Annotated in this window: 18 protein-coding genes; 6 read left to right on the top strand and 12 right to left on the bottom strand. The window is 68.1% G+C overall.

The window, feature by feature from the left end:
* Positions 1–17: 17 nt before the first annotated feature.
* From ASE89_RS02085 to glmM, 5 genes are all read right to left on the bottom strand, one after another.
* A complete protein-coding gene (locus ASE89_RS02085; protein WP_056675158.1) occupies positions 18–1,160 on the bottom strand; it encodes a site-specific DNA-methyltransferase in 1,143 nt (380 codons plus the stop codon).
* Positions 1,161–1,337: 177 nt separating this feature from the next.
* Positions 1,338–1,976, bottom strand: a complete 639-nt coding sequence (locus ASE89_RS02080; RefSeq protein ID WP_056673581.1) for a ribonuclease HII — start codon at positions 1,974–1,976, stop codon at positions 1,338–1,340.
* Positions 1,964–2,755, bottom strand: a complete 792-nt coding sequence (gene thiD / locus ASE89_RS02075; protein ID WP_056673578.1) for a bifunctional hydroxymethylpyrimidine kinase/phosphomethylpyrimidine kinase — start codon at positions 2,753–2,755, stop codon at positions 1,964–1,966. Before thiD ends, ASE89_RS02080 begins: the two co-directional genes overlap by 13 nt.
* Positions 2,756–2,968: 213 nt before the next feature.
* Positions 2,969–3,184 carry a DUF1272 domain-containing protein gene (locus tag ASE89_RS02070; RefSeq protein ID WP_031395385.1) on the bottom strand — a complete coding sequence of 72 codons (216 nt, stop codon included), beginning with the start codon at positions 3,182–3,184 and terminating at the stop codon, positions 2,969–2,971.
* The gene (glmM, locus tag ASE89_RS02065) at positions 3,184–4,524 is read right to left on the bottom strand and encodes a phosphoglucosamine mutase (protein WP_056673574.1); all 1,341 of its coding nucleotides are present in this window, start codon (positions 4,522–4,524) and stop codon (positions 3,184–3,186) included. The genes ASE89_RS02070 and glmM overlap by 1 nt, the downstream gene beginning before the upstream one ends.
* 69 nt (positions 4,525–4,593) lie before the next feature.
* Between glmM and ASE89_RS02060 the strand changes: the two genes are divergently transcribed.
* A complete protein-coding gene (locus ASE89_RS02060; protein ID WP_056673571.1) occupies positions 4,594–5,868 on the top strand; it encodes a dicarboxylate/amino acid:cation symporter in 1,275 nt (424 codons plus the stop codon).
* A complete protein-coding gene (locus ASE89_RS02055; RefSeq protein WP_056673570.1) occupies positions 5,843–6,835 on the top strand; it encodes an aldo/keto reductase in 993 nt (330 codons plus the stop codon). Before ASE89_RS02060 ends, ASE89_RS02055 begins: the two co-directional genes overlap by 26 nt.
* Before the next feature lie 153 nt (positions 6,836–6,988).
* Here ASE89_RS02055 and ASE89_RS02050 read toward each other — a convergent pair whose 3' ends face one another.
* On the bottom strand, positions 6,989–8,782 hold the full coding sequence (locus ASE89_RS02050) for a peptide MFS transporter (RefSeq protein WP_056673564.1): 1,794 nt from the start codon (positions 8,780–8,782) through the stop codon (positions 6,989–6,991).
* A gap of 164 nt (positions 8,783–8,946) precedes the next feature.
* Between ASE89_RS02050 and ASE89_RS02045 the strand changes: the two genes are divergently transcribed.
* Together ASE89_RS02045 and ASE89_RS02040 are read left to right on the top strand one after the other, a co-directional pair.
* Positions 8,947–9,522 carry a nitroreductase family protein gene (locus ASE89_RS02045; protein WP_031394567.1) on the top strand — a complete coding sequence of 192 codons (576 nt, stop codon included), beginning with the start codon at positions 8,947–8,949 and terminating at the stop codon, positions 9,520–9,522.
* Positions 9,523–9,559: 37 nt separating this feature from the next.
* Positions 9,560–9,916: a GntR family transcriptional regulator gene (locus ASE89_RS02040; protein ID WP_031394568.1), complete on the top strand. Its 357-nt coding sequence runs from the start codon at positions 9,560–9,562 to the stop codon at positions 9,914–9,916.
* A 35-nt stretch (positions 9,917–9,951) separates the two neighbouring features.
* On the opposite strand, the gene ASE89_RS02035 is transcribed toward ASE89_RS02040, so the two are convergent.
* Both ASE89_RS02035 and ASE89_RS02030 read right to left on the bottom strand, forming a co-directional pair.
* On the bottom strand, positions 9,952–10,782 hold the full coding sequence (locus tag ASE89_RS02035; RefSeq protein ID WP_056673561.1) for an arylamine N-acetyltransferase family protein: 831 nt from the start codon (positions 10,780–10,782) through the stop codon (positions 9,952–9,954).
* 442 nt (positions 10,783–11,224) lie between these two features.
* Positions 11,225–12,937: an acyl-CoA dehydrogenase gene (locus ASE89_RS02030; protein ID WP_056673559.1), complete on the bottom strand. Its 1,713-nt coding sequence runs from the start codon at positions 12,935–12,937 to the stop codon at positions 11,225–11,227.
* 46 nt (positions 12,938–12,983) lie between these two features.
* Between ASE89_RS02030 and ASE89_RS02025 the strand changes: the two genes are divergently transcribed.
* Positions 12,984–13,988 carry an L-threonylcarbamoyladenylate synthase gene (locus ASE89_RS02025; protein ID WP_056673557.1) on the top strand — a complete coding sequence of 335 codons (1,005 nt, stop codon included), beginning with the start codon at positions 12,984–12,986 and terminating at the stop codon, positions 13,986–13,988.
* Between the two features lie 122 nt (positions 13,989–14,110).
* Here the strand turns inward: ASE89_RS02025 and msrA are convergent, their stop codons facing one another.
* Positions 14,111–14,653 carry a peptide-methionine (S)-S-oxide reductase MsrA gene (gene msrA / locus ASE89_RS02020; RefSeq protein ID WP_031395728.1) on the bottom strand — a complete coding sequence of 181 codons (543 nt, stop codon included), beginning with the start codon at positions 14,651–14,653 and terminating at the stop codon, positions 14,111–14,113.
* 92 nt (positions 14,654–14,745) lie between these two features.
* Between msrA and galE the strand changes: the two genes are divergently transcribed.
* The gene (gene galE, locus ASE89_RS02015; RefSeq protein ID WP_031438854.1) at positions 14,746–15,726 is read left to right on the top strand and encodes a UDP-glucose 4-epimerase GalE; all 981 of its coding nucleotides are present in this window, start codon (positions 14,746–14,748) and stop codon (positions 15,724–15,726) included.
* 12 nt (positions 15,727–15,738) lie between these two features.
* Here the strand turns inward: galE and ASE89_RS02010 are convergent, their stop codons facing one another.
* The 3 genes from ASE89_RS02010 to ASE89_RS02000 form a co-directional block, all read right to left on the bottom strand.
* The gene (locus ASE89_RS02010; RefSeq protein WP_082451189.1) at positions 15,739–16,491 is read right to left on the bottom strand and encodes a phosphatase PAP2 family protein; all 753 of its coding nucleotides are present in this window, start codon (positions 16,489–16,491) and stop codon (positions 15,739–15,741) included.
* A gap of 6 nt (positions 16,492–16,497) precedes the next feature.
* Positions 16,498–16,767 (bottom strand): DUF1488 family protein, encoded by a 270-nt coding sequence (locus ASE89_RS02005; protein WP_031395725.1) that lies wholly within the window; start codon positions 16,765–16,767, stop codon positions 16,498–16,500.
* Positions 16,768–16,942: 175 nt separating this feature from the next.
* Positions 16,943–17,356: HIRAN domain-containing protein (locus ASE89_RS02000; RefSeq protein WP_082451188.1), on the bottom strand; the 414-nt coding region annotated here is incomplete at its 5' end.

Below are 17,356 nucleotides of genomic sequence, written 5' to 3'. Positions count from 1 at the left end.
GCACGAACGGCAATTCGCTAGACCGTCGTCGCCAGCAAATAGGTCTGGCGGAGGTCGTCGATCGGTTTCAGCCCCTTGTCGCTCTCGTAATGCCAGAAGCTCCAGCCATTGCAGGCGGGCGCGTTCTGGAGCGTCGAGCCGAGCTTGTGGATCGAGCCGATCGTGCCGCAATCGCTGAGCAGCGAGCCGTCCGCGCGGATCGTCGCGCGCCAGCGGCGCTTGCCGTCGGTCAGCACCGTGCCGGGCGCGAGATACGCATTCTCGACGAGCACGCCGAACGCGACCTTGGGCTGTGCGCGCGGGCTCATCATCGTCGCCAGCGCGGATTCGTCGAGCGGCAGCGCGGCCTCGATCCGCTCCTGCGCCGCCTCGATATACTCGCCCTCGCGGTCGATCCCGATCCAGCTACGCCCCAACCGCTTGGCGACCGCGCCGGTCGTGCCGGTGCCGAAGAACGGGTCGAGCACAACGTCGCCGGGCTTGGTGCAGGCGAGCAGGATCCGGTAGAGCAGCGCCTCGGGCTTCTGCGTCGGATGGACCTTGGTGCCGTTCTTCTTCAATCGCTCGGGGCCGCCGCAGATCGGGAATTCCCAGTCGCTGCGCATCTGCAGTTCGTCGTTGAGCGTCTTCATCGCGCGGTAGTTGAAGGTGTATTTCGCCTTCTCGCCCTTCGACGCCCAGATCAGCGTCTCGTGCGCGTTGGTGAAGCGCGTGCCACGGAAATTGGGCATCGGGTTGGTCTTGCGCCAGACGATGTCGTTGAGGATCCAGTAGCCGAGATCCTGCACCGCCGCGCCGACGCGGAAGATGTTGTGATAGCTGCCGATCACCCAGATGCTGCCATCGTCCTTGAGGATCCGGCGCGCTTCCTTCAGCCAGGCGCGGGTGAAGCGGTCATAGGCGGCGAAGGTGTCGAACTTGTCCCACTCGTCGGTGACCGCGTCGACATGGCTGCCATCGGGGCGATAGAGCTCGCCGCCGAGCTGGAGATTGTAGGGCGGATCGGCGAAGATCATGTCGATCGAGTTCGACGGCAGCGCCTTCATGCGCTCGATACAGTCGCCGCGCAGGATCTGGTCGAGCGGCAGCGCGGGCTGCACCGCCGGCGCCGCTACCTTCTTTACCGCGCGCGGCCGCGCGATCGTGTCGATCAAACCCATGTTTTTGCGCCCCTTGTCGACCCCCATAGCTGCGGAATTGTCCGACTCCGTCAAGCAAAGTTTGATGAACGGCGCGCGCGTGCGAATCCGTCGGTGCGACCAAACGAGTCGCCGTCGCCCAGATGTTGAGTCGTGACAGACTCGCGCCTCAAGCCCTTGGGGTGTGGCGCGAAAGACTCAGCTCGTCGTTTCCTTCGCGAAAAGGCCCTCGCGCGTCAGATAGGCCGCCGCGACGGGGGCGAAACTGCGGCGATGAATCGGTGTGGGGCCATGATCGCGCAGCGCCTTCATGTGGTGCGCGCAGCCATAGCCCTTGTTCGAATGCCAGTTATATTCGGGGTGGACGTCGGCGGCGGCGATCATGATCAGGTCGCGCGTGTGCTTGGCGACGATCGAGGCGGCGGCGATCGACAGCGATTTCGCATCGCCCCCGACCAGCGGGGTGGCGGGGTAGCTCCAGCGCGGCAGGCGGTTGCCGTCGACCAGCACATGGCCCGGCGCGTGGCCGAGCTCGGTGGCGAGCGCGTCGACCGCGAGCGTCATCGCCTTCATCGTCGCCCAGTAGATGTTGAGCGTGTCGATCTCGTCGGGCTCGACGATGCCGATGCCGACGATCGCACAGCCCGTGAGCCGCGCGCAGAGCCGTTCGCGTTCCGAGGCGGAGAGCTTCTTCGAATCGTCGATGCCGCGGGGCACGCCCTTTGGCGGCAGGATCACCGCGGCGGCGACGACCGGGCCGGCAAGCGGACCGCGACCGGCCTCGTCGACGCCGGCGACGGGGCCGACGCAGAGCTTTTCATGTTTCATGCCGGGCATGTGCGGTCTTTCAGCTGGTCGAACGGGCTGACGCCGAGCGCGTGCCCCATCGGCCCGTGCCCTGCGCCAAGCCCCGGCGGCTGCGCAAGCGCGGCGCGGACGAACGCGATCGCGCGCGCGATGGCTGCGTCGAGCGACATGCCCTGCGCGAGGCCGGTGGCGATCCCGCTGGCGAGCGTGCAGCCGGTGCCGTGCGCGTGACGGGTTTCGATGCGGGGGTTGGTCCACCGCGTTTCGCCGGCGTCGGTGACGAGGCGGTCGGTGACGCGCGGGCCTTCGGCGTGGCCGCCCTTGATGAGCAGGGCGGGCCCGAGGGCACGTACCGCCGCCTCACCGCCGAGCGCTGCGAGTTCGGGGAGGTTGGGGGTGACGAGCGTGGCGATCCGCATGAGGCGGGCGAAGGCGGCGATCGTGTCGGGGGCGGCAAGTACCGAGCCGCTACTGGCGATCATGACCGGGTCGAAGATGATCGGTATCGGGTCCCGGGAGAACATTGACGTCAGGCGGTCGGCGACGGCGTTGGCAGTTTCTGCCGAGCCGATCATGCCGATCTTCACCGCGTCGACACCGATGTCGGCCACGACCGAGTCGATCTGCGCGAGGACGATGTCGGTGGGCACCGGGTGGACCGCCTGCACGCCGAGCGTGTTCTGCGCGGTGATCGCGGTGATGGCGGTCATCGCGTGGCCGCCGAGCATCGTGACGGTCTTGATGTCCGCCTGGATGCCGGCGCCGCCGCCTGAGTCCGAACCGGCGATGATGAGGAGTCTCGCGGTCATTGGCGGTGCCGGGCGGGGTTGGAGGTCATGGGTCGGGCTATGGCATAGTCGGTGCGGTGCGGAACAGGGAAGCGCGACATATGCGAGCATCCTCCCCGGCGGAGGCCGGGGCCCAGTTGGGAAACATTGATGGCTGAGCGCAGCGCTTCGTTACTCCCGCCTTGCCAACTGGGCCCCGGCCTTCGCCGGGGTGGTAGAGGTTTGGAGCGGGGTCTAGTGCCGCCGGCCCGAGGCGGGCCTTTGTGGCGGGGCGTCGCCGAACCGGGTCGGGCGGTCGAGAAGTTCGCCGCCGCAATTCGGACAGCGCTCGTCGAGCGCGTCCGCGCAGGAGGCGCAGAAGGTGCATTCGTACGAGCAGATGAACGCGCCGGGCGCGTCGGCGGGAAGCTCGGCGGCACAGCGTTCGCAGGCGGGGCGCATCTCGAGCATCAGGCGGCGACCTTGCGGACGGCGTCGCAGATCCGGTCGACGACGCGCCCGACCTGACCCGGATCATCGCCCTCCGCCATCACGCGGATCACGGGTTCGGTGCCCGACGGGCGGATGACGAGCCGCCCCTTGCCGGCGAGTTCGGCCTCGGCCTGCGCGATCACCGCTTTCACCGCCTCGTCGTCGAGCGGCTTGCCGCCGCCGAACCGGACGTTCTTCAACAGTTGCGGCAAGGGTTCGAACCGGTGGAGCACCTCGCCCGCTCGCGCGCCCGAGCGTTTGACCTCGGCGAGGATCTGGAGGGCTGCGACCAGGCCGTCGCCGGTCGTGGCATAGTCGCTGAGGATGATGTGCCCCGACTGCTCGCCGCCGACATTATAGCCGCTCGACCGCATCTTTTCGAGCACGTGACGATCGCCGACCTGGGTACGGACCAGCCCGAGCCCCTGCGCGGCGAGATGGCGTTCGAGGCCGAGATTGGACATCACGGTGGCGACGAGGCCGCCGCCCTTGAGCCGCCCCTGCCGCGCCCAGCTTGCCGCGATCGTCGCCATCAGCTGATCGCCGTCGACGATCGTGCCGGTCTCGTCGACGACGATCAGCCGGTCGGCGTCGCCGTCGAGCGCGATGCCGATATCCGCGCCGCTCGCGACCACCGTCTCGGCGAGCGCCTGCGGTGCGGTCGAGCCGACGCCGTCGTTGATGTTGGTGCCGTCGGGCGTGACGCCGATCGCGACGACGTCCGCGCCGAGTTCCCACAGCGCCGAGGGGGCGACCTTGTAGGCGGCGCCGTTCGCGCAATCGAGTACGATCCGCATGCCGTCGAGCCGCAGATTTTCCGGGAAGGTCGACTTGGCGAAATGGATATAGCGCCCCTGCGCATCGTCGATCCGGCGCGCGCGGCCGATCTTGCTCGACGCGACCAGCGGCACGTCGCCGTCGATCAGCGCCTCGATCGCGGTCTCGGCCTCGTCGGACAGCTTGAAGCCGTCGGGGCCGAACAGCTTGATCCCGTTATCGGCATAGGGGTTGTGGCTGGCGGAGATCATCACGCCGATATCGGCGCGCATCGACTGGGTCAGCATCGCGACCGCAGGCGTCGGCATCGGCCCGACCATCACCACGTCCATGCCGACGCTGGTAAAGCCCGCAACGAGCGCGGATTCGAGCATATAGCCCGACAGCCGCGTGTCCTTGCCGATCACGACGCGGTGGCGATGATCGCCGCGCAGGAAATAGGCGCCCGCCGCCATGCCGACCTTCATCGCCATCTCCGCGGTCATCGGCGATGCGTTGGTGGCACCGCGAATGCCGTCGGTGCCGAAATATTTCCTTGCCATCGTCAATGCTTTCCGTCCGGTATCGCTCTCTGGCATCGCTGATAGCGCGGTGGAACACGAAGGGCGAGCATGTCGCAGACTACACGGATACTCGCAGCGCTGTTCGGCGGCATCGGGATCGGCATCGCCGCGGCCGCCTGGTCGCCGGCCCACGCGCTCGCGGCGACGGCGGTGACACAGCCGATCGGCGCGGCCTGGCTGCACGGGTTGCAGATGGTGATCGTGCCGCTGGTCGTCGGGCTGCTCGTCACCGGGATCGGCGCGACGACCGAGGCGGCACGCGCCGGGCGGATCACGATGCGGGCGATGGTGATGATCGTCGTCATCCTGTGGAGTTCGACGATCATGTCCGCGCTGGTCATGCCGCTGATCCTCGATGCCTTCCCGCTGCCACGCGGGCTCGGCGCCGCGCTGCGCGCCGCGCTGACCGGTGCCGCCCCGGTCGGGCCGGTGCCGGGGATCGGCGCGTTCTTCGACACGATCGTACCGACCAACATCGTCGCCGCGGCATCGAGCGATTCGTTCCTGCCGCTCACCGTCTTCGCGCTGACGTTCGCCTTTGCCGTCACGAAACTGCCCGACGATCGCCGTCGCGTGCTGACCGGCTTCTTCCAGGCGGTCGTCGACGCGCTGCTGATCATCATCAAATGGGTGCTGAAGCTTGCGCCGATCGGCATCTTCGCGCTCGCCTACGGGGTCGGTGCGCGCACCGGGACGGCGGCGTTCGGCGCGCTGCTGCACTATATCGTCTGCGTCTCGGCGATCGGCTTCATCGTCCTGCTGAGCGCCTATCCGATCGGGATGATCGGCGGCCGGGTCAGCCTGGGCCGGTTTGCGCGCGCGGTCGCGCCGGCGCAGGCGGTGGCGATCAGCACCCAGTCGTCGCTCGCCTCGCTGCCGGCGATGCTGAAGGCCTCGACCGAGCTCGGCGCGTCGCCCGCCACCGCCGGGATCGTCCTGCCGCTGTCGGTCGCGGTGTTCCGCGCGACCAGCCCGGCGATGAACCTCGCGGTCGCGCTGTACGTCGCGCACTGGCTGGGGCTGCCGATCGGGCCGGGACAGATGGCCGCGGGCGTCGCGACCGCGGCGATCACGACGATGGGATCGATCTCGCTGCCCGGCACGATCAGCTTCGTCGCCTCGGTCGCGCCGGTCGCGCTGGCGATGGGCATCCCGCTCGAAGTGCTCGGCCTGCTCATCGCGGTGGAGACCATTCCCGACCTGTTTCGCACGGTCGGGAACGTGACGATGGACACCGCCGTCACTATCTCCGTCGCGGCGCGGTCCGATCACGGCGGCGGCGCCGAGGAGATTCCGCATGAAATATCGCACGCTCGGCCCTGATTTCGAGGTTTCCGCGCTCGGCCTCGGCTGCATGCCGATGGCCGGGGTCGGCAAGGACATGTACGGCAGCGCCCCTGCCGACGAGAGCATCGCGACGATCCACCGCGCGATCGAGCTGGGCGTGACGCTGTTCGATACCGCCGAAATCTATGGTCCGTTGATCAACGAGGAGCTGCTCGGCAAGGCGATCCGCGGCAAGCGCGACGGCGTCGTGATCGCGACCAAGTTCGGCTTCCGCTATGACGAGAACGGCATGACCGGCGTCGACAGCACGCCCGCCAATGTGCGGCGCGCGTGCGAGGGATCGCTCAAGCGGCTCGGCGTCGAGACGATCGACCTGCTCTATCAGCATCGCGTCGATCCGGGCGTGCCGATCGAGGAGACGGTGGGCGCGATGGCCGAGCTCGTCCGCGAGGGCAAGGTGCGGCATCTGGGGCTGTCGGAGGCGGGGCTCGACACGATCCGGCGTGCCGCGGCGACGCATCCGATCGCGGCGCTGCAGAGCGAATATTCGCTGTGGGAGCGCGGGGTCGAGGACGCAATCCTGCCGCTGTGTCGCGAGCTGGGGATCGGGTTCGTGCCCTATTCGCCGCTGGGGCGCGGGTTCCTGACCGGGCAGATCACTGCGCGGTCGGACCTGCCCGAGGGCGATTACCGCCGCAACGACCCGCGCTATTCGGACGCAAACTTCGCCAAGAACATGGAAATGGTCGCGGTGGTGAAGGCGATCGCGGACACGCATGGGGCGAGCCCGGCGCAGGTCGCGCTGGCGTGGCTGCTGGCGCAGGGCGACGACATCGTGCCGATCCCGGGGTCGAAGCGCCGCGTCACGTTGGAGGACAGCATGAAGGCGGCCGAGGTCACGCTGTCGGCGGACGATCTGGCGAAACTCGATGCGGCGGCGCCGAGGGGTGGCACGGCGGGGCCGCGCTATGGGGAGAAGGCGCTGTCGATGACGCGGATCTGAGAGATCCGCTAACCCCCTAGAATCGTCATCCCCGCGCAGGCGGGGATCCAGACTGGCAAGCCGTGGTCTATCACGAACTGCAGAGTGTCTGGATCCCCGCCTCCGCGGGGATGACGGATTATTGGGGATGATGCGTCGGCAGGTCCAGCGGCCTTACTGGACCCCGTGCATCCACTTCTTGATCAGCGGCGAGATCAGCAGCAGCAGCACGCCGATCCCCGCCGAGACCAGCCCGATCGTCCAGAACACGCCGGCATAGGTGTCGAGGCTGACCTTGAGATTGGTCACCTGCCCGCCGACCGTCTCGACGCTGGCGACCTGCGCGACGATGCCCGCGACATATTGCGCGACCGAGATCGACAGGAACCACACGCCCATCATCAGCCCGACGACGCGCGCGATCGACAGTTTGGTGATCATGCTGAGCCCGACCGGCGAGATGCAGAGCTCGGCGAACGAGTGGATGAAGTAGAGCCCGGCGAGCCACCAGATCGCGACCTTGAACGTCGGGCCGACCATGCTCGCGCCCCAGACGAGGAACAGGAAGCCGACGCCGACGCCGATCAGCGCGATGCCGAACTTGACCGGGATCGACGGCTCGATGCCCCTGGCCGCAAGCTTGGTCCACAGGATCGACATCACCGGCGCGAGCGCGACGATGAAGAACGCGTTGAAGAACTGGGTCTGCCCGGCCGAGATGCTGAACAGGCCGAACACGCTGAGATCGGTGTTGCGATCCGCGAACAGGGTCAGCGACGAGCCGGCCTGCTCGAACAGCGTCCAGAACACGACGTTGAAGACGATCAGCACCATCGCCGCGAGCATCATCTGGAACTCACGCCGCTCGCCATTGACGAACGACCAGATCAGGATGCCCGGCACCGCGACCAGGAACGTGCCGAACAGCAATTTGCCCATCAGCGACAGCGAGACGATGTAGCCGATGATCCCCGATCCGGGCACCGGCGGCTCGGCGTTCATCAGGTTGACGAATAGCAGGTAGAAGATCGGGATGCCGAGCAGCGCGAGCGCATAGATGCCGAGCGCGCGATCGGGGCCGCTGCGCACCGGCGGCTCGCCATATCCGTTGAGTTTGCCGCCATCGAACTGGATCAGCGTCCACGAGAACAGCATGCCGATCGCCGCCAGCCCGAAGCCGGCCCACCAGCCGAACGCGACCGCGAGGAACGGGCAGAGCAGCTGCGAGAAGAGCGAGCCGAGGTTGATCCCCATGTAGAAGATCGTGAACCCGGCATCGCGCCGCTTGTCGCCCTGCGCGTAGAGCTCGCCGACCATCGTCGAGATGTTGGGCTTGAAGAAGCCGTTGCCGACCGAGATCATGCAGAGTGCGAGCAGCATGATCGTGACGTAGAAGCTGCTGCGTTCCGCGCCCGATTCAAAGCCGCCCTTTTCGACCGTGCGCGCGGTCGATCCGTCCGCCGCGAGCAGCGAGACGGTGCCGTCGTCATTGCCCTTGATCTTCAGCCTGTTCGCGCCGTCGACGAGGTAGCGGACCTCGCTGTCGGCCTGTTCGACGACCTGGATCTCGTAACGCTGGTTGGCGATCGTCGCATAGGGCTTGGCGGTCTCGCCACCGAAGCAGAGCAGCAGGTAGCCCATCGCCATGATGATCGCGCCGAACTTCACCGCGCGCTTCGAGCCGAGATACTGGTCGGCGAGATAGCCGCCGACCAGCGGCGTCAGATACACCAGGGCGGTATAGCCGCCGTACAGGCCGGTCGCCTCGCGGTCGCCGAACACGAAATGCTTGGTGAGGTACAGCGTGAGCAGCGCGCGCATGCCGTAATAGCCGAAGCGCTCCCACATCTCGGTGGTGAACAGTCGCGCGAGCTGGCGGGGATGGCCGAACCACGTCTCCCCGCTGGCGGGGTTCACATGGGTGATATCCGGCTCTCGCGGCGTATCCGCGGTCGGGGTGTCCACCATATTTTACGCTCCCTGAAACGCTGGGCCGCCGTCGAACGCGGCGGCTTCATTGCGGCCTTACCTAGCGGCAAAGCCGGGACTGTAAATATCGGTGGCCGCGCGACCGCCTGCTAAATCGCGGATGCGGCTGTAAATTGCCGCGCCCCGTGCCTATCTGCGGGGCGATGTTCAACGACACTTCCAGCCCGCTTTCGCTGCTTGCGACCCGCCGTTCGGGCAAGCCGCGCGACCTTGTCGCGCCCGGTCCCGATGCCGACCAGCTCGCGCAGATCCTGGCGATCGCGGCGCGCACCCCCGATCATGGCAAACTGGCGCCGTGGCGGTTCGTGGTGGTCGGCCAGGACCAGCGCACCGCGCTCGCCGCGCTGATCATCGATGCGTACCGCGTCGAGCGGCCGACCGCGTCGCGGACCGAGATCGAGGCGCTCGACCAGTTCGCGCACCAGGCCCCCGCGCTGGTCGTCGTGCTGTCGTCACCCAAGCCGAGCCATATCCCCGTGTTCGAACAGGAATTGTCGACCGGGGCGGCGTGCATGAACCTGCTCCACGCGGTGCATGCGCTGGGCTTTGCGGGCGGCTGGCTGACCGGCTGGCCGAGCTATTCGGACACGGTGCGCGATGCGTTCGGCGAGGGCCATGAGCGGATCGCCGGGTTCCTGTTCGTCGGCACGCCGTCGCGGCCGCTCGACGAACGGCCCCGCCCCGATATGGAACGTGTCGTCTCGCGCTGGCGGCCCTAGGACTCGACGAAATGGCCAATTGCTGTATTAAGGCAGCATGACAGCGCTCAGCAGCGAAGACAGCCCCGTATATCTCCGCCTCCGCGCCACGATCGCCGCCGGGATATTACGCGGCGACTATCGCGCGGGTGATCAGCTGCCCTCGGTCCGCGCCTTTGCCGCCGAGCACGGCGCCAACCCGCTGACCGTCGCCAAGGCCTATCAGACGTTCCAGGACGACGGCTATGTCGAGGTCCGGCGCGGCGTCGGCATGTTCGTCCTGCCGGGTGCTGCGGAGGCCCTGCGCGTGGCGGAACGCGAGACGTTCGTCACCACGCACTGGCCGCGCATCCTCGGGCATATCGACCTGCTTGGTCTCGACGCGCGCGACCTGCTGGCGCACGAGCGGGCCTGAGCCGCCCCGCGGGATGATCCCGCGCGGCGGGTGGCTCAGAACAGATTCAGCGCGGCGATGTCCTCGACGCTCAGGTCGATCCCGAACAACAGGCTCATGCGGATCCGGTAGACGCGCGGGTCGGTGATCTCGCCGCTCGCCGTGTCGGTGCCCGACCGCCGGCGATAGGTGCGCCCCATCAGCGACGCGAAGCCGTTGGGCAGGACGATGCTGGCGATCGCGGTCTGGGTGAAGCGGCTCGCGGGGGCGGTCGACGTCCAGTGATTGCCGAGCAGCAGGTCAGCGTCGAACACCTCGGCGATCGTGAAGCTGTATTGCGGCTGGAACCCGCCGCTCGCGCCGCGTCCGTCGGTGGTCATCGGATCGCCGTCGCGCAGCAGCATCCAGCCCTGTTCGCCGTGATCGCGGCTGATCGCCTCGAGCCGGAAGCGCGCGCCATCGGGCGCGGTCGCCTCGGCACCGTCCGCGAGCGGGAGAACGGGGGTGTAGCTGCCGCCGAAGCCGGTGTCGGCGATCCAGGCCTGCCCGTCGATCGTCACCAGCGCGAAAGTGTGCGTGAGCGGCGGCACTTCGGTCGCGGCGATCCAGACGCGGGCGAGCACCGGGCGGGCGGCAAAGCCCAGCTCGGCGAGCGCGTCGAGGAACAGCCGGTTATGCTCGAAGCAATAGCCACCGCGGCGCGCGGTCACGAGCTTGGCGAACACCGAGGCGCTGTCGATCGCGATGCCGCGGCCGAGCACGACGTCGAGATCCTCGAACGGGATGGCAAGCCGGTGCGCCAGCTGCAACCGGCCGAGGCCGATCGAATCGAGCGTCGGCCGCGCGGGCATGGCGACACGGGTCAGGTAAGCGTCGAGATCGAACATCGGTCGGGGGGTCCTCGTTTGGGTTTGCCCTTACCGTGCGTGTGGCGCGGCCGTCGAGTGCCGAAGGGCGGGTGGGGGTTGTTGGGGGGCATGGCCGCGGTTCTGGGGCGGGCGTGCGCCACGCGTACGTACGCCCCCCGCCGCCGCGTGCATACGTCCCCCGCCGCCGCCCCTCACCCCCGCCGTTCGTGCTGAGCGGAGTCGAAGCACCTGGGCTTGGGGCAGCCCTTCGACTGCGCTCAGGGCGAACGGGGTGGGTGTGGGAGCGGGGCGAATGGAAGCGGGGCCAACGGGGGTGGGGCGGACGGGGGTGAGTGTACCAGCCCCCGCCGTCATCCTGGGCTCGACCCAGGGCCCAGAGCCACGGACGCCTGCGTGCGTGCCTCTGGAACCTGACGTTCGTCAGATGACGGAAGGGGCGGATACGTGGCGGCGTTCGGACTTACGCCGCGAACAGCGCCGGTTCGATCGCGTAGAGCACCGCCGCGCTGGCGCTGGCGGCGGCGACGAGGCCCATGGCTTCGGGGACGACCTGCTCGAGGTAGAAGCGCACCGAGGCTGCCTTCATCCGTCCGAAATCGTCGGTGCCGGCGACCGCGCCCTGGCGCTCCATCAGCCAGCCGCAGGTCGCGACCGACAGCATCGTCAGGAAGGGATAGCTCGCGGCGAGCTTGTCGTCGGCATCCGCGGTGGCGAGGCGGCGGCCGATCGCGTCGCAGGCGTCGACGAGCGCGAGCAGCCGTTCGTCCCTGGCTTCCGCGCGGATGTCGGCGATCAGCGTGGCGAACGCGCCGCCATTGTCGAGCGCGAGCTTGCGGCCGACCAGATCGGCGGCCTGGATGCCGTTGGTGCCTTCGTAGATCGGCGTGATGCGCGCATCGCGGAAATACTGCGCGGCACCGGTCTCCTCGACATAGCCCATGCCGCCGTGCACCTGGATGCCGAGCGAGGCGACCTCGTTGCCGATGTCGGTGCCGTGCGCCTTGGCCAGCGGGGTGACGAGTTCGAGGCGGTTGCGCGCCGCGGCGTCGCCCATATTGGCGCGGTCGACCTGTCCGGCGGCATAATAGACGAGCGCGCGCGCCGCCTGGGTCTGCGCCTTCATCCGCAGCAGCATGCGGCGAACGTCGGGATGCTCGACGATCTTGACCGACTCCTTGTTCGGCGAGCCCGCGCGCGCCGACTGGACCCGGTCGAGCGCATAGGCGACCGCACCCTGGGTGGCGCCCTCGGCGACCTGCACGCCCTGGAGCCCGACATTCAGCCGCGCATTGTTCATCATCGTGAACATCGCGCGGATGCCGCCGAGTTCCGCACCGATCAGCTCGCCGACGCAGTCGTCATTATCGCCGAAGCTCAGCACGCAGGTCGGCGAGGCGTGAAGCCCCATCTTGTGCTCGATCGAGACGACGCGGACGTCGTTGAAGTCGCCGGGCGTGCCGTCGTCGTTCAGACGGTATTTCGGCACGAGGAAGAGCGAGATGCCCTTGGTACCCGCGGGCGCGCCGGGCGTCCGCGCGAGGACGAGGTGGACGATGTTCGGCGCCATGTCGTGATCGCCGAACGAGATGTAGATCTTGGTGCCCTTGATCGACCATTTGCCGTCACCCAGCGGGGTGGCGGTGGCGCGCAGCGCGCCGACGTCGGAGCCGGCCTGCGGCTCGGTCAGGTTCATCGTGCCGGTCCATTCGCCGGTCGCGAGATGCGGGAGGTAGAGCGCCTGCTGTTCGGGGCTGCCGTGATGCGCGAGCGCCTCGATCGCGCCGACGGTCAGCGTCGGGCAGAGCGCGAAGCCCATGTTCGCCGAGCCCAATGTGTCGAGCACCGCGGTCTGGATCGCAAAGGGCAGGCCCTGCCCGCCCCATTCCTCCTCGACGCCGATCGTGCCCCAGCCGCCCTCGACATAGTCCTTGTACGCCTGCGCGAAGCCGTCGGGCATGACGACGCCGTCGGGGGTCCATTTCGCGCCGACAGTGTCCCCTGCGCGGTTGAGCGGCGCCCATTCGCCTGCGGCGAACTGTCCCACGCCTTCGAGCACCGCGTCGACGACGTCGTCGCTGGCGGCGGCGAACCGGTCGGTGGCGGCGAGTTCGCCGATCCGCACGACGTGATCGAGCACGAAACGCTGTTCGGTGGTTGCTGGGGTGAAGGCCATGGCATCCTCTTATCGCTATGCTTTGCGCCCGCTATAGGCCTTCAGAATGACGCGTCCACACCCCCTGATTTTACCCTACGGCACCGCGGCGGTCGCGCAGGCGGCGGCGATGATTCGCGCCGGCGGACTCGTCGCGGTGCCGACCGAGACGGTCTACGGACTCGCCGCGGATGCGACCGACGCGCAGGCGGTGGCGGGGATCTATGCCGCCAAGGGACGGCCGAGCTTCAACCCACTGATCGTGCATGTCGCGGATCTTGCCGCGGCCGAACGGATCGCGGTGTTCGATGCGGATGCACGCGCGCTGGCCGCGGCGTTCTGGCCGGGGCCGCTGACGCTGGTGCTGCCGGTGCGCCGCGATTCGGGGATCGCGGCGCTGGTGACCGCGGGGCTCGACACGATCGCGATCCGGGTGCCGCGGCACCGCGCGATGCAGGCGCTGATCGCGGCATCGGGGCGGCCGCTCGCGGCGCCGTCGGCCAATGCGAGCGGGGGGATCTCGCCGACGACGGCGGCGCATGTCGCGGCGAGTCTGGGGGGGAACGTGCCGCTGATCCTCGACGATGGCGCGACCGAGGCGGGGCTCGAGTCGACGATCGTGGCGGGGCGGACGGTGTTGCGGCCGGGGCCGGTGACGGCGGAGTTGCTCTTAAGCCACCTCCCCGGCGGAGGCCGGGGCCCAGGTGGAAAGGTCGCTGTAACGAAGGACGATGGGCCTCACGATCGTCCCGCAACTGGGCCCCGGCCTTCGCCGGGGGGGCGTGCGGTTACGGCGCCCGGGCAGCTTGAAAGCCATTATGCGCCGAGCAAGTTGCTTCGGTTGAACGCGCTCTATGCCGAGCCCGAAGAGTGGCTGATCGGGTTTGGTGACGTAGCGGGCGACATATCGCTCTCTGCCTCGGCAAACCTCGTCGAAGCGGCCGCGAAGCTGTTCGACCTGCTCCACGCCGCCGATGCGAACGACCGTCCGAGAATCGCCGTCGCGCCGATTCCATCCGAAGGCATCGGCGAGGCGATCAACGACCGCCTCCGCCGTGCTGCGCACCGCTGACGCTCTCGTCATCCTTACGAACGTCAGGACCCAGAGCCACAGGCGGCCCCCCCGTAACCCTGGATCCTGACTTTCGTCAGGATGACGAGGTGGGGGGCGCCGCCTGTTCAGCCATGCTGGCGTTACGCGCTCACCGCGGCCTTCGACCGTGCGGCGAAGCTCTTGCGCAGCTTCTGCAGCTTGGGGGGGATCACCGCCATGCAATAGGGGTTGGAACGGCCCGAGGTTTCCCAATAATCCTGGTGATAGCCTTCGGCCTCATACCAGGTGGTCATCGGCTCGATCGTCGTGACGATCGGCTTGGCGCTGTCCGCCTGTGCACGCTCGAGCGCCGCCTGCATCTCGGCCTTCTGCGCGTCGTCGGCGGGGAACATTGCCGAACGATATTGCGTGCCGACGTCGTTGCCCTGCCGGTTGAGCGTCGTCGCGTCATGCGTCGCGAAGAAGATGTCGAGCAGGTCGCCAAGCTTCAGCTGTTCGGGATCGAACCCGATCCGGATCGCCTCGGCATGGCCGGTGTCGCCGCCGCACACCTGTTTGTACGTCGGATCAGGCACATGCCCGCCAATATAGCCGCTCTCGGCGCTCTCGACGCCGATCACGTCCTTGAACACGGCCTCGGTGCACCAGAAGCACCCGCCCGCCAGCGTTACATAATCCGTCATCACGATCTCCTTTCCGCCAAGATAGGAAGCCGCTACCCCGCAGCAAAGAGGAGACGCATGTGATCGACGGTCCAAGGCTTGATGGCAGGGTGATGGTAACGGGCGGCGCCGGCTATATCGGCAGCCATGCGGTCCTGGCGCTGCTCGACGCGGGGCACGAGGTGGTCGTGGTCGACAATCTGGTCACCGGCTTCGACTGGGCGGTCGATCCGCGCGCGACCCTGGTCGAGGCGAACGTCGCCGACGATGCGAAGGTCCGCGCGGCGATCCGCGATCACAAGGTCCGCGCGATCATGCATTTCGCCGGCTCGGTCGTGGTGCCCGAATCGGTCAGCGACCCGCTCAAATATTACCGCAACAACACCGCCGCCAGCCGGTCGCTGATCGAGAGCGCGGTGGCGGAAGGCGTGCCGCACTTCATCTTCTCGTCGACCGCGGCGACCTATGGCACGCCCGAGAAGGTGCCGGTCGCCGAGGGCGATCCGACGGTGCCGATCAATCCCTACGGCATGTCGAAACTGATGACCGAGGCGATGCTGCGCGACGTCGCGGCGGCGCACCCGATCAACTATGCCGCGCTGCGCTATTTCAACGTCGCGGGCGCGGATCCGCAGGGGCGCAGCGGCCAGTCGACGGTCGGCGCGACTCACCTGATCAAGATCGCGGTCGAGGCGGCGACGGGCAAGCGCAGCCATGTCGGCGTCTATGGCACCGATTTCGCCACCCCCGACGGTACCGGCGTGCGCGACTATATCCATGTCAGCGACCTTGCCGCCGCGCATGTCGCAGCGCTCGACCTGTTGGTCGCCGAGCCAGCGAAGAGCCACACGCTGAACGCGGGTTATGGCACCGGCTTCTCGGTGCTCGAGGTGCTCGATGCGGTCGACAAGGTCACCAACATGACGATCGACCGCCGGCTCGAGGGGCGCCGCGCGGGCGATCCGGCGATGCTGATCTCGGACAACAGCGCGATCCTTTCGACGCTCGATTGGCAGCCGCGCCATGCCGATCTCGACGGGATCGTCCGCGATGCGCTGGCCTGGGAACGCACGCTCGCCGAGCGCCAGCGCTAAAGACGGGCCCGATCAGGCGTCGGCGGGCGGGCGGCCAAAGGCGTGGCGCTCGCCGCCGATCGCCGCCCGGGCGTGCGCGGTGGCGAGCCACCAGCCAAGCGCCCACAGCGTTCCGAAGCTCCAGCCGGCGAGCACGTCGCTCGGCCAGTGGACGCCGAGATAGACGCGGCTGCATCCGATCGCCCCGACCATCAGGATCGCCATGACGAGGATGTAGCGCCGCGCTGCATTCGACACGGTGACCTGCGACGCGAGCCCGGCGAGCGTGAGATAGACGATCGCGCTGTTCGCCGAATGCCCGCTCGGGAAACTCATGTTCGACACCTGGACCAGATGGTCGACGATGTCGGGTCGCGGCCGGGCGACCTCGGTCTTGACCAGCGCGACGACCATCCCGCCGCTGATACTGGCGGCAAGTGTCGCCGCCGCGCTGAGCCAGAGCCGCTGGACCGCGAGCAGCCCCGCCGCCAGCACCACGATGATCGTCAGCACGACACCGCCGCCGAGCGCGGTGACGTCGGCGGCGACCTTGGGCAGCCAGGACGGTCCGCCCCAGGCGCGCAGGTTGAGGATGATCGCGCGGTCGAAATCGAACGGCCAGTGGCCGACCGCAATACCGATCAGCAGGACGAGCGCGATCGCGACCGCGCCGACCGATGCGCCCGCAAGCACCACCGGCAGGCGACGGCGATGCGCCTCGCCCGGGGTGGCGCCGCCGGGCGTCACGCTGCGATCACCGTCGCCACGGCCGGCCGACGCCGTCATGCGGAATTATTCCAGATCGCCCTCGTCGATGACGATCAGCGACGCGGACGGCTTCTTCATCGCGGCTTCGGCGCAGACGTCGACGATCTCGTCGCTGAAACGCTCGAACAGCTCGAGCGCGTCGTCCTCGGGCTCGTCGCCGCTGAGCTCCTTCAGCACGGCATATTTCACCGCGAAATCACGGTCGTCGCCGTCGATCTCGGCGGTGAACTCGACCTGCCGCTCGCGGTCGTTGTCGGTAAGGCTGTTCTGGTCGATTACGAGGCTGCTGGCCATGTCTTGAACTCCCGGGGTTACGCGATCGTCCCTGCCCTCGCCCCTCGTGCAGGGCAAGCCGGTAAAACGCGTTTTGCGCTTCGCCGATACAGGGTTGGTCAGGCAGCGATAACCCGTGAGCCCGGCCTTCGATCCGGGAAAGGTCCACGCCGCGGTGTTTCACCACCCCGAGCGATCAGGCGCCCCATTCCGGCCCGTCCTCGTCGCGGTAGAAGCCGTCGTCGCGGTCGGGTTCGGGCGGGGGTGGCGGCGGGCCGGGATCCGCGATCGGCGGCGGCAGCGAAGGGTCACCCCCGCCGAAGCGGATGCGGATATAGGCACCGCCCTGATGCATCGCCTGGAACAGCGCGCTCGACTCCTCGGCCTGCAGCCGCCGGCCGATCATCGGCGCGCGTTCGGCGCTGATATAGCCGAGCTGGATGTCGCGCTCACTCCACACGCCGACCGCATTCGAATCATGCGGATTCTTCGGTTCGCGGCGCAGGGTCACGCGGTCGCCCGGCGCACAGAGCAGGATTTCCATCCGCCGGTTGCTCCGGGTCTTGTCCGCATTGGGGAAGTCGATGCCGACGATCGAGGTGGTGAATTC

It is taken from the genome of Sphingomonas sp. Leaf30 (genome assembly GCF_001422525.1).
GTDB lineage: Bacteria > Pseudomonadota > Alphaproteobacteria > Sphingomonadales > Sphingomonadaceae > Sphingomonas > Sphingomonas aerolata.
The sequence above is the reverse complement of the archived record's forward strand: the minus strand, read 5'-3'. Positions and strand labels throughout refer to the sequence as shown.

Coding starts and splice junctions, on each gene's coding strand:
- ASE89_RS02085 (WP_056675158.1), bottom strand. CDS start 1,160: ATGGGTTTGATCGACACGATCGCGCGGCCGCGCGCGGTAAAGAAGGTA.
- ASE89_RS02080 (WP_056673581.1), bottom strand. CDS start 1,976: ATGCCCGGCATGAAACATGAAAAGCTCTGCGTCGGCCCCGTCGCCGGC.
- thiD (WP_056673578.1), bottom strand. CDS start 2,755: ATGACCGCGAGACTCCTCATCATCGCCGGTTCGGACTCAGGCGGCGGC.
- ASE89_RS02070 (WP_031395385.1), bottom strand. CDS start 3,184: ATGCTCGAGATGCGCCCCGCCTGCGAACGCTGTGCCGCCGAGCTTCCC.
- glmM (WP_056673574.1), bottom strand. CDS start 4,524: ATGGCAAGGAAATATTTCGGCACCGACGGCATTCGCGGTGCCACCAAC.
- ASE89_RS02060 (WP_056673571.1), top strand. CDS start 4,594: ATGTCGCAGACTACACGGATACTCGCAGCGCTGTTCGGCGGCATCGGG.
- ASE89_RS02055 (WP_056673570.1), top strand. CDS start 5,843: ATGAAATATCGCACGCTCGGCCCTGATTTCGAGGTTTCCGCGCTCGGC.
- ASE89_RS02050 (WP_056673564.1), bottom strand. CDS start 8,782: ATGGTGGACACCCCGACCGCGGATACGCCGCGAGAGCCGGATATCACC.
- ASE89_RS02045 (WP_031394567.1), top strand. CDS start 8,947: ATGTTCAACGACACTTCCAGCCCGCTTTCGCTGCTTGCGACCCGCCGT.
- ASE89_RS02040 (WP_031394568.1), top strand. CDS start 9,560: ATGACAGCGCTCAGCAGCGAAGACAGCCCCGTATATCTCCGCCTCCGC.
- ASE89_RS02035 (WP_056673561.1), bottom strand. CDS start 10,782: ATGTTCGATCTCGACGCTTACCTGACCCGTGTCGCCATGCCCGCGCGG.
- ASE89_RS02030 (WP_056673559.1), bottom strand. CDS start 12,937: ATGGCCTTCACCCCAGCAACCACCGAACAGCGTTTCGTGCTCGATCAC.
- ASE89_RS02025 (WP_056673557.1), top strand. CDS start 12,984: ATGACGCGTCCACACCCCCTGATTTTACCCTACGGCACCGCGGCGGTC.
- msrA (WP_031395728.1), bottom strand. CDS start 14,653: ATGACGGATTATGTAACGCTGGCGGGCGGGTGCTTCTGGTGCACCGAG.
- galE (WP_031438854.1), top strand. CDS start 14,746: ATGGTAACGGGCGGCGCCGGCTATATCGGCAGCCATGCGGTCCTGGCG.
- ASE89_RS02010 (WP_082451189.1), bottom strand. CDS start 16,491: ATGACGGCGTCGGCCGGCCGTGGCGACGGTGATCGCAGCGTGACGCCC.
- ASE89_RS02005 (WP_031395725.1), bottom strand. CDS start 16,767: ATGGCCAGCAGCCTCGTAATCGACCAGAACAGCCTTACCGACAACGAC.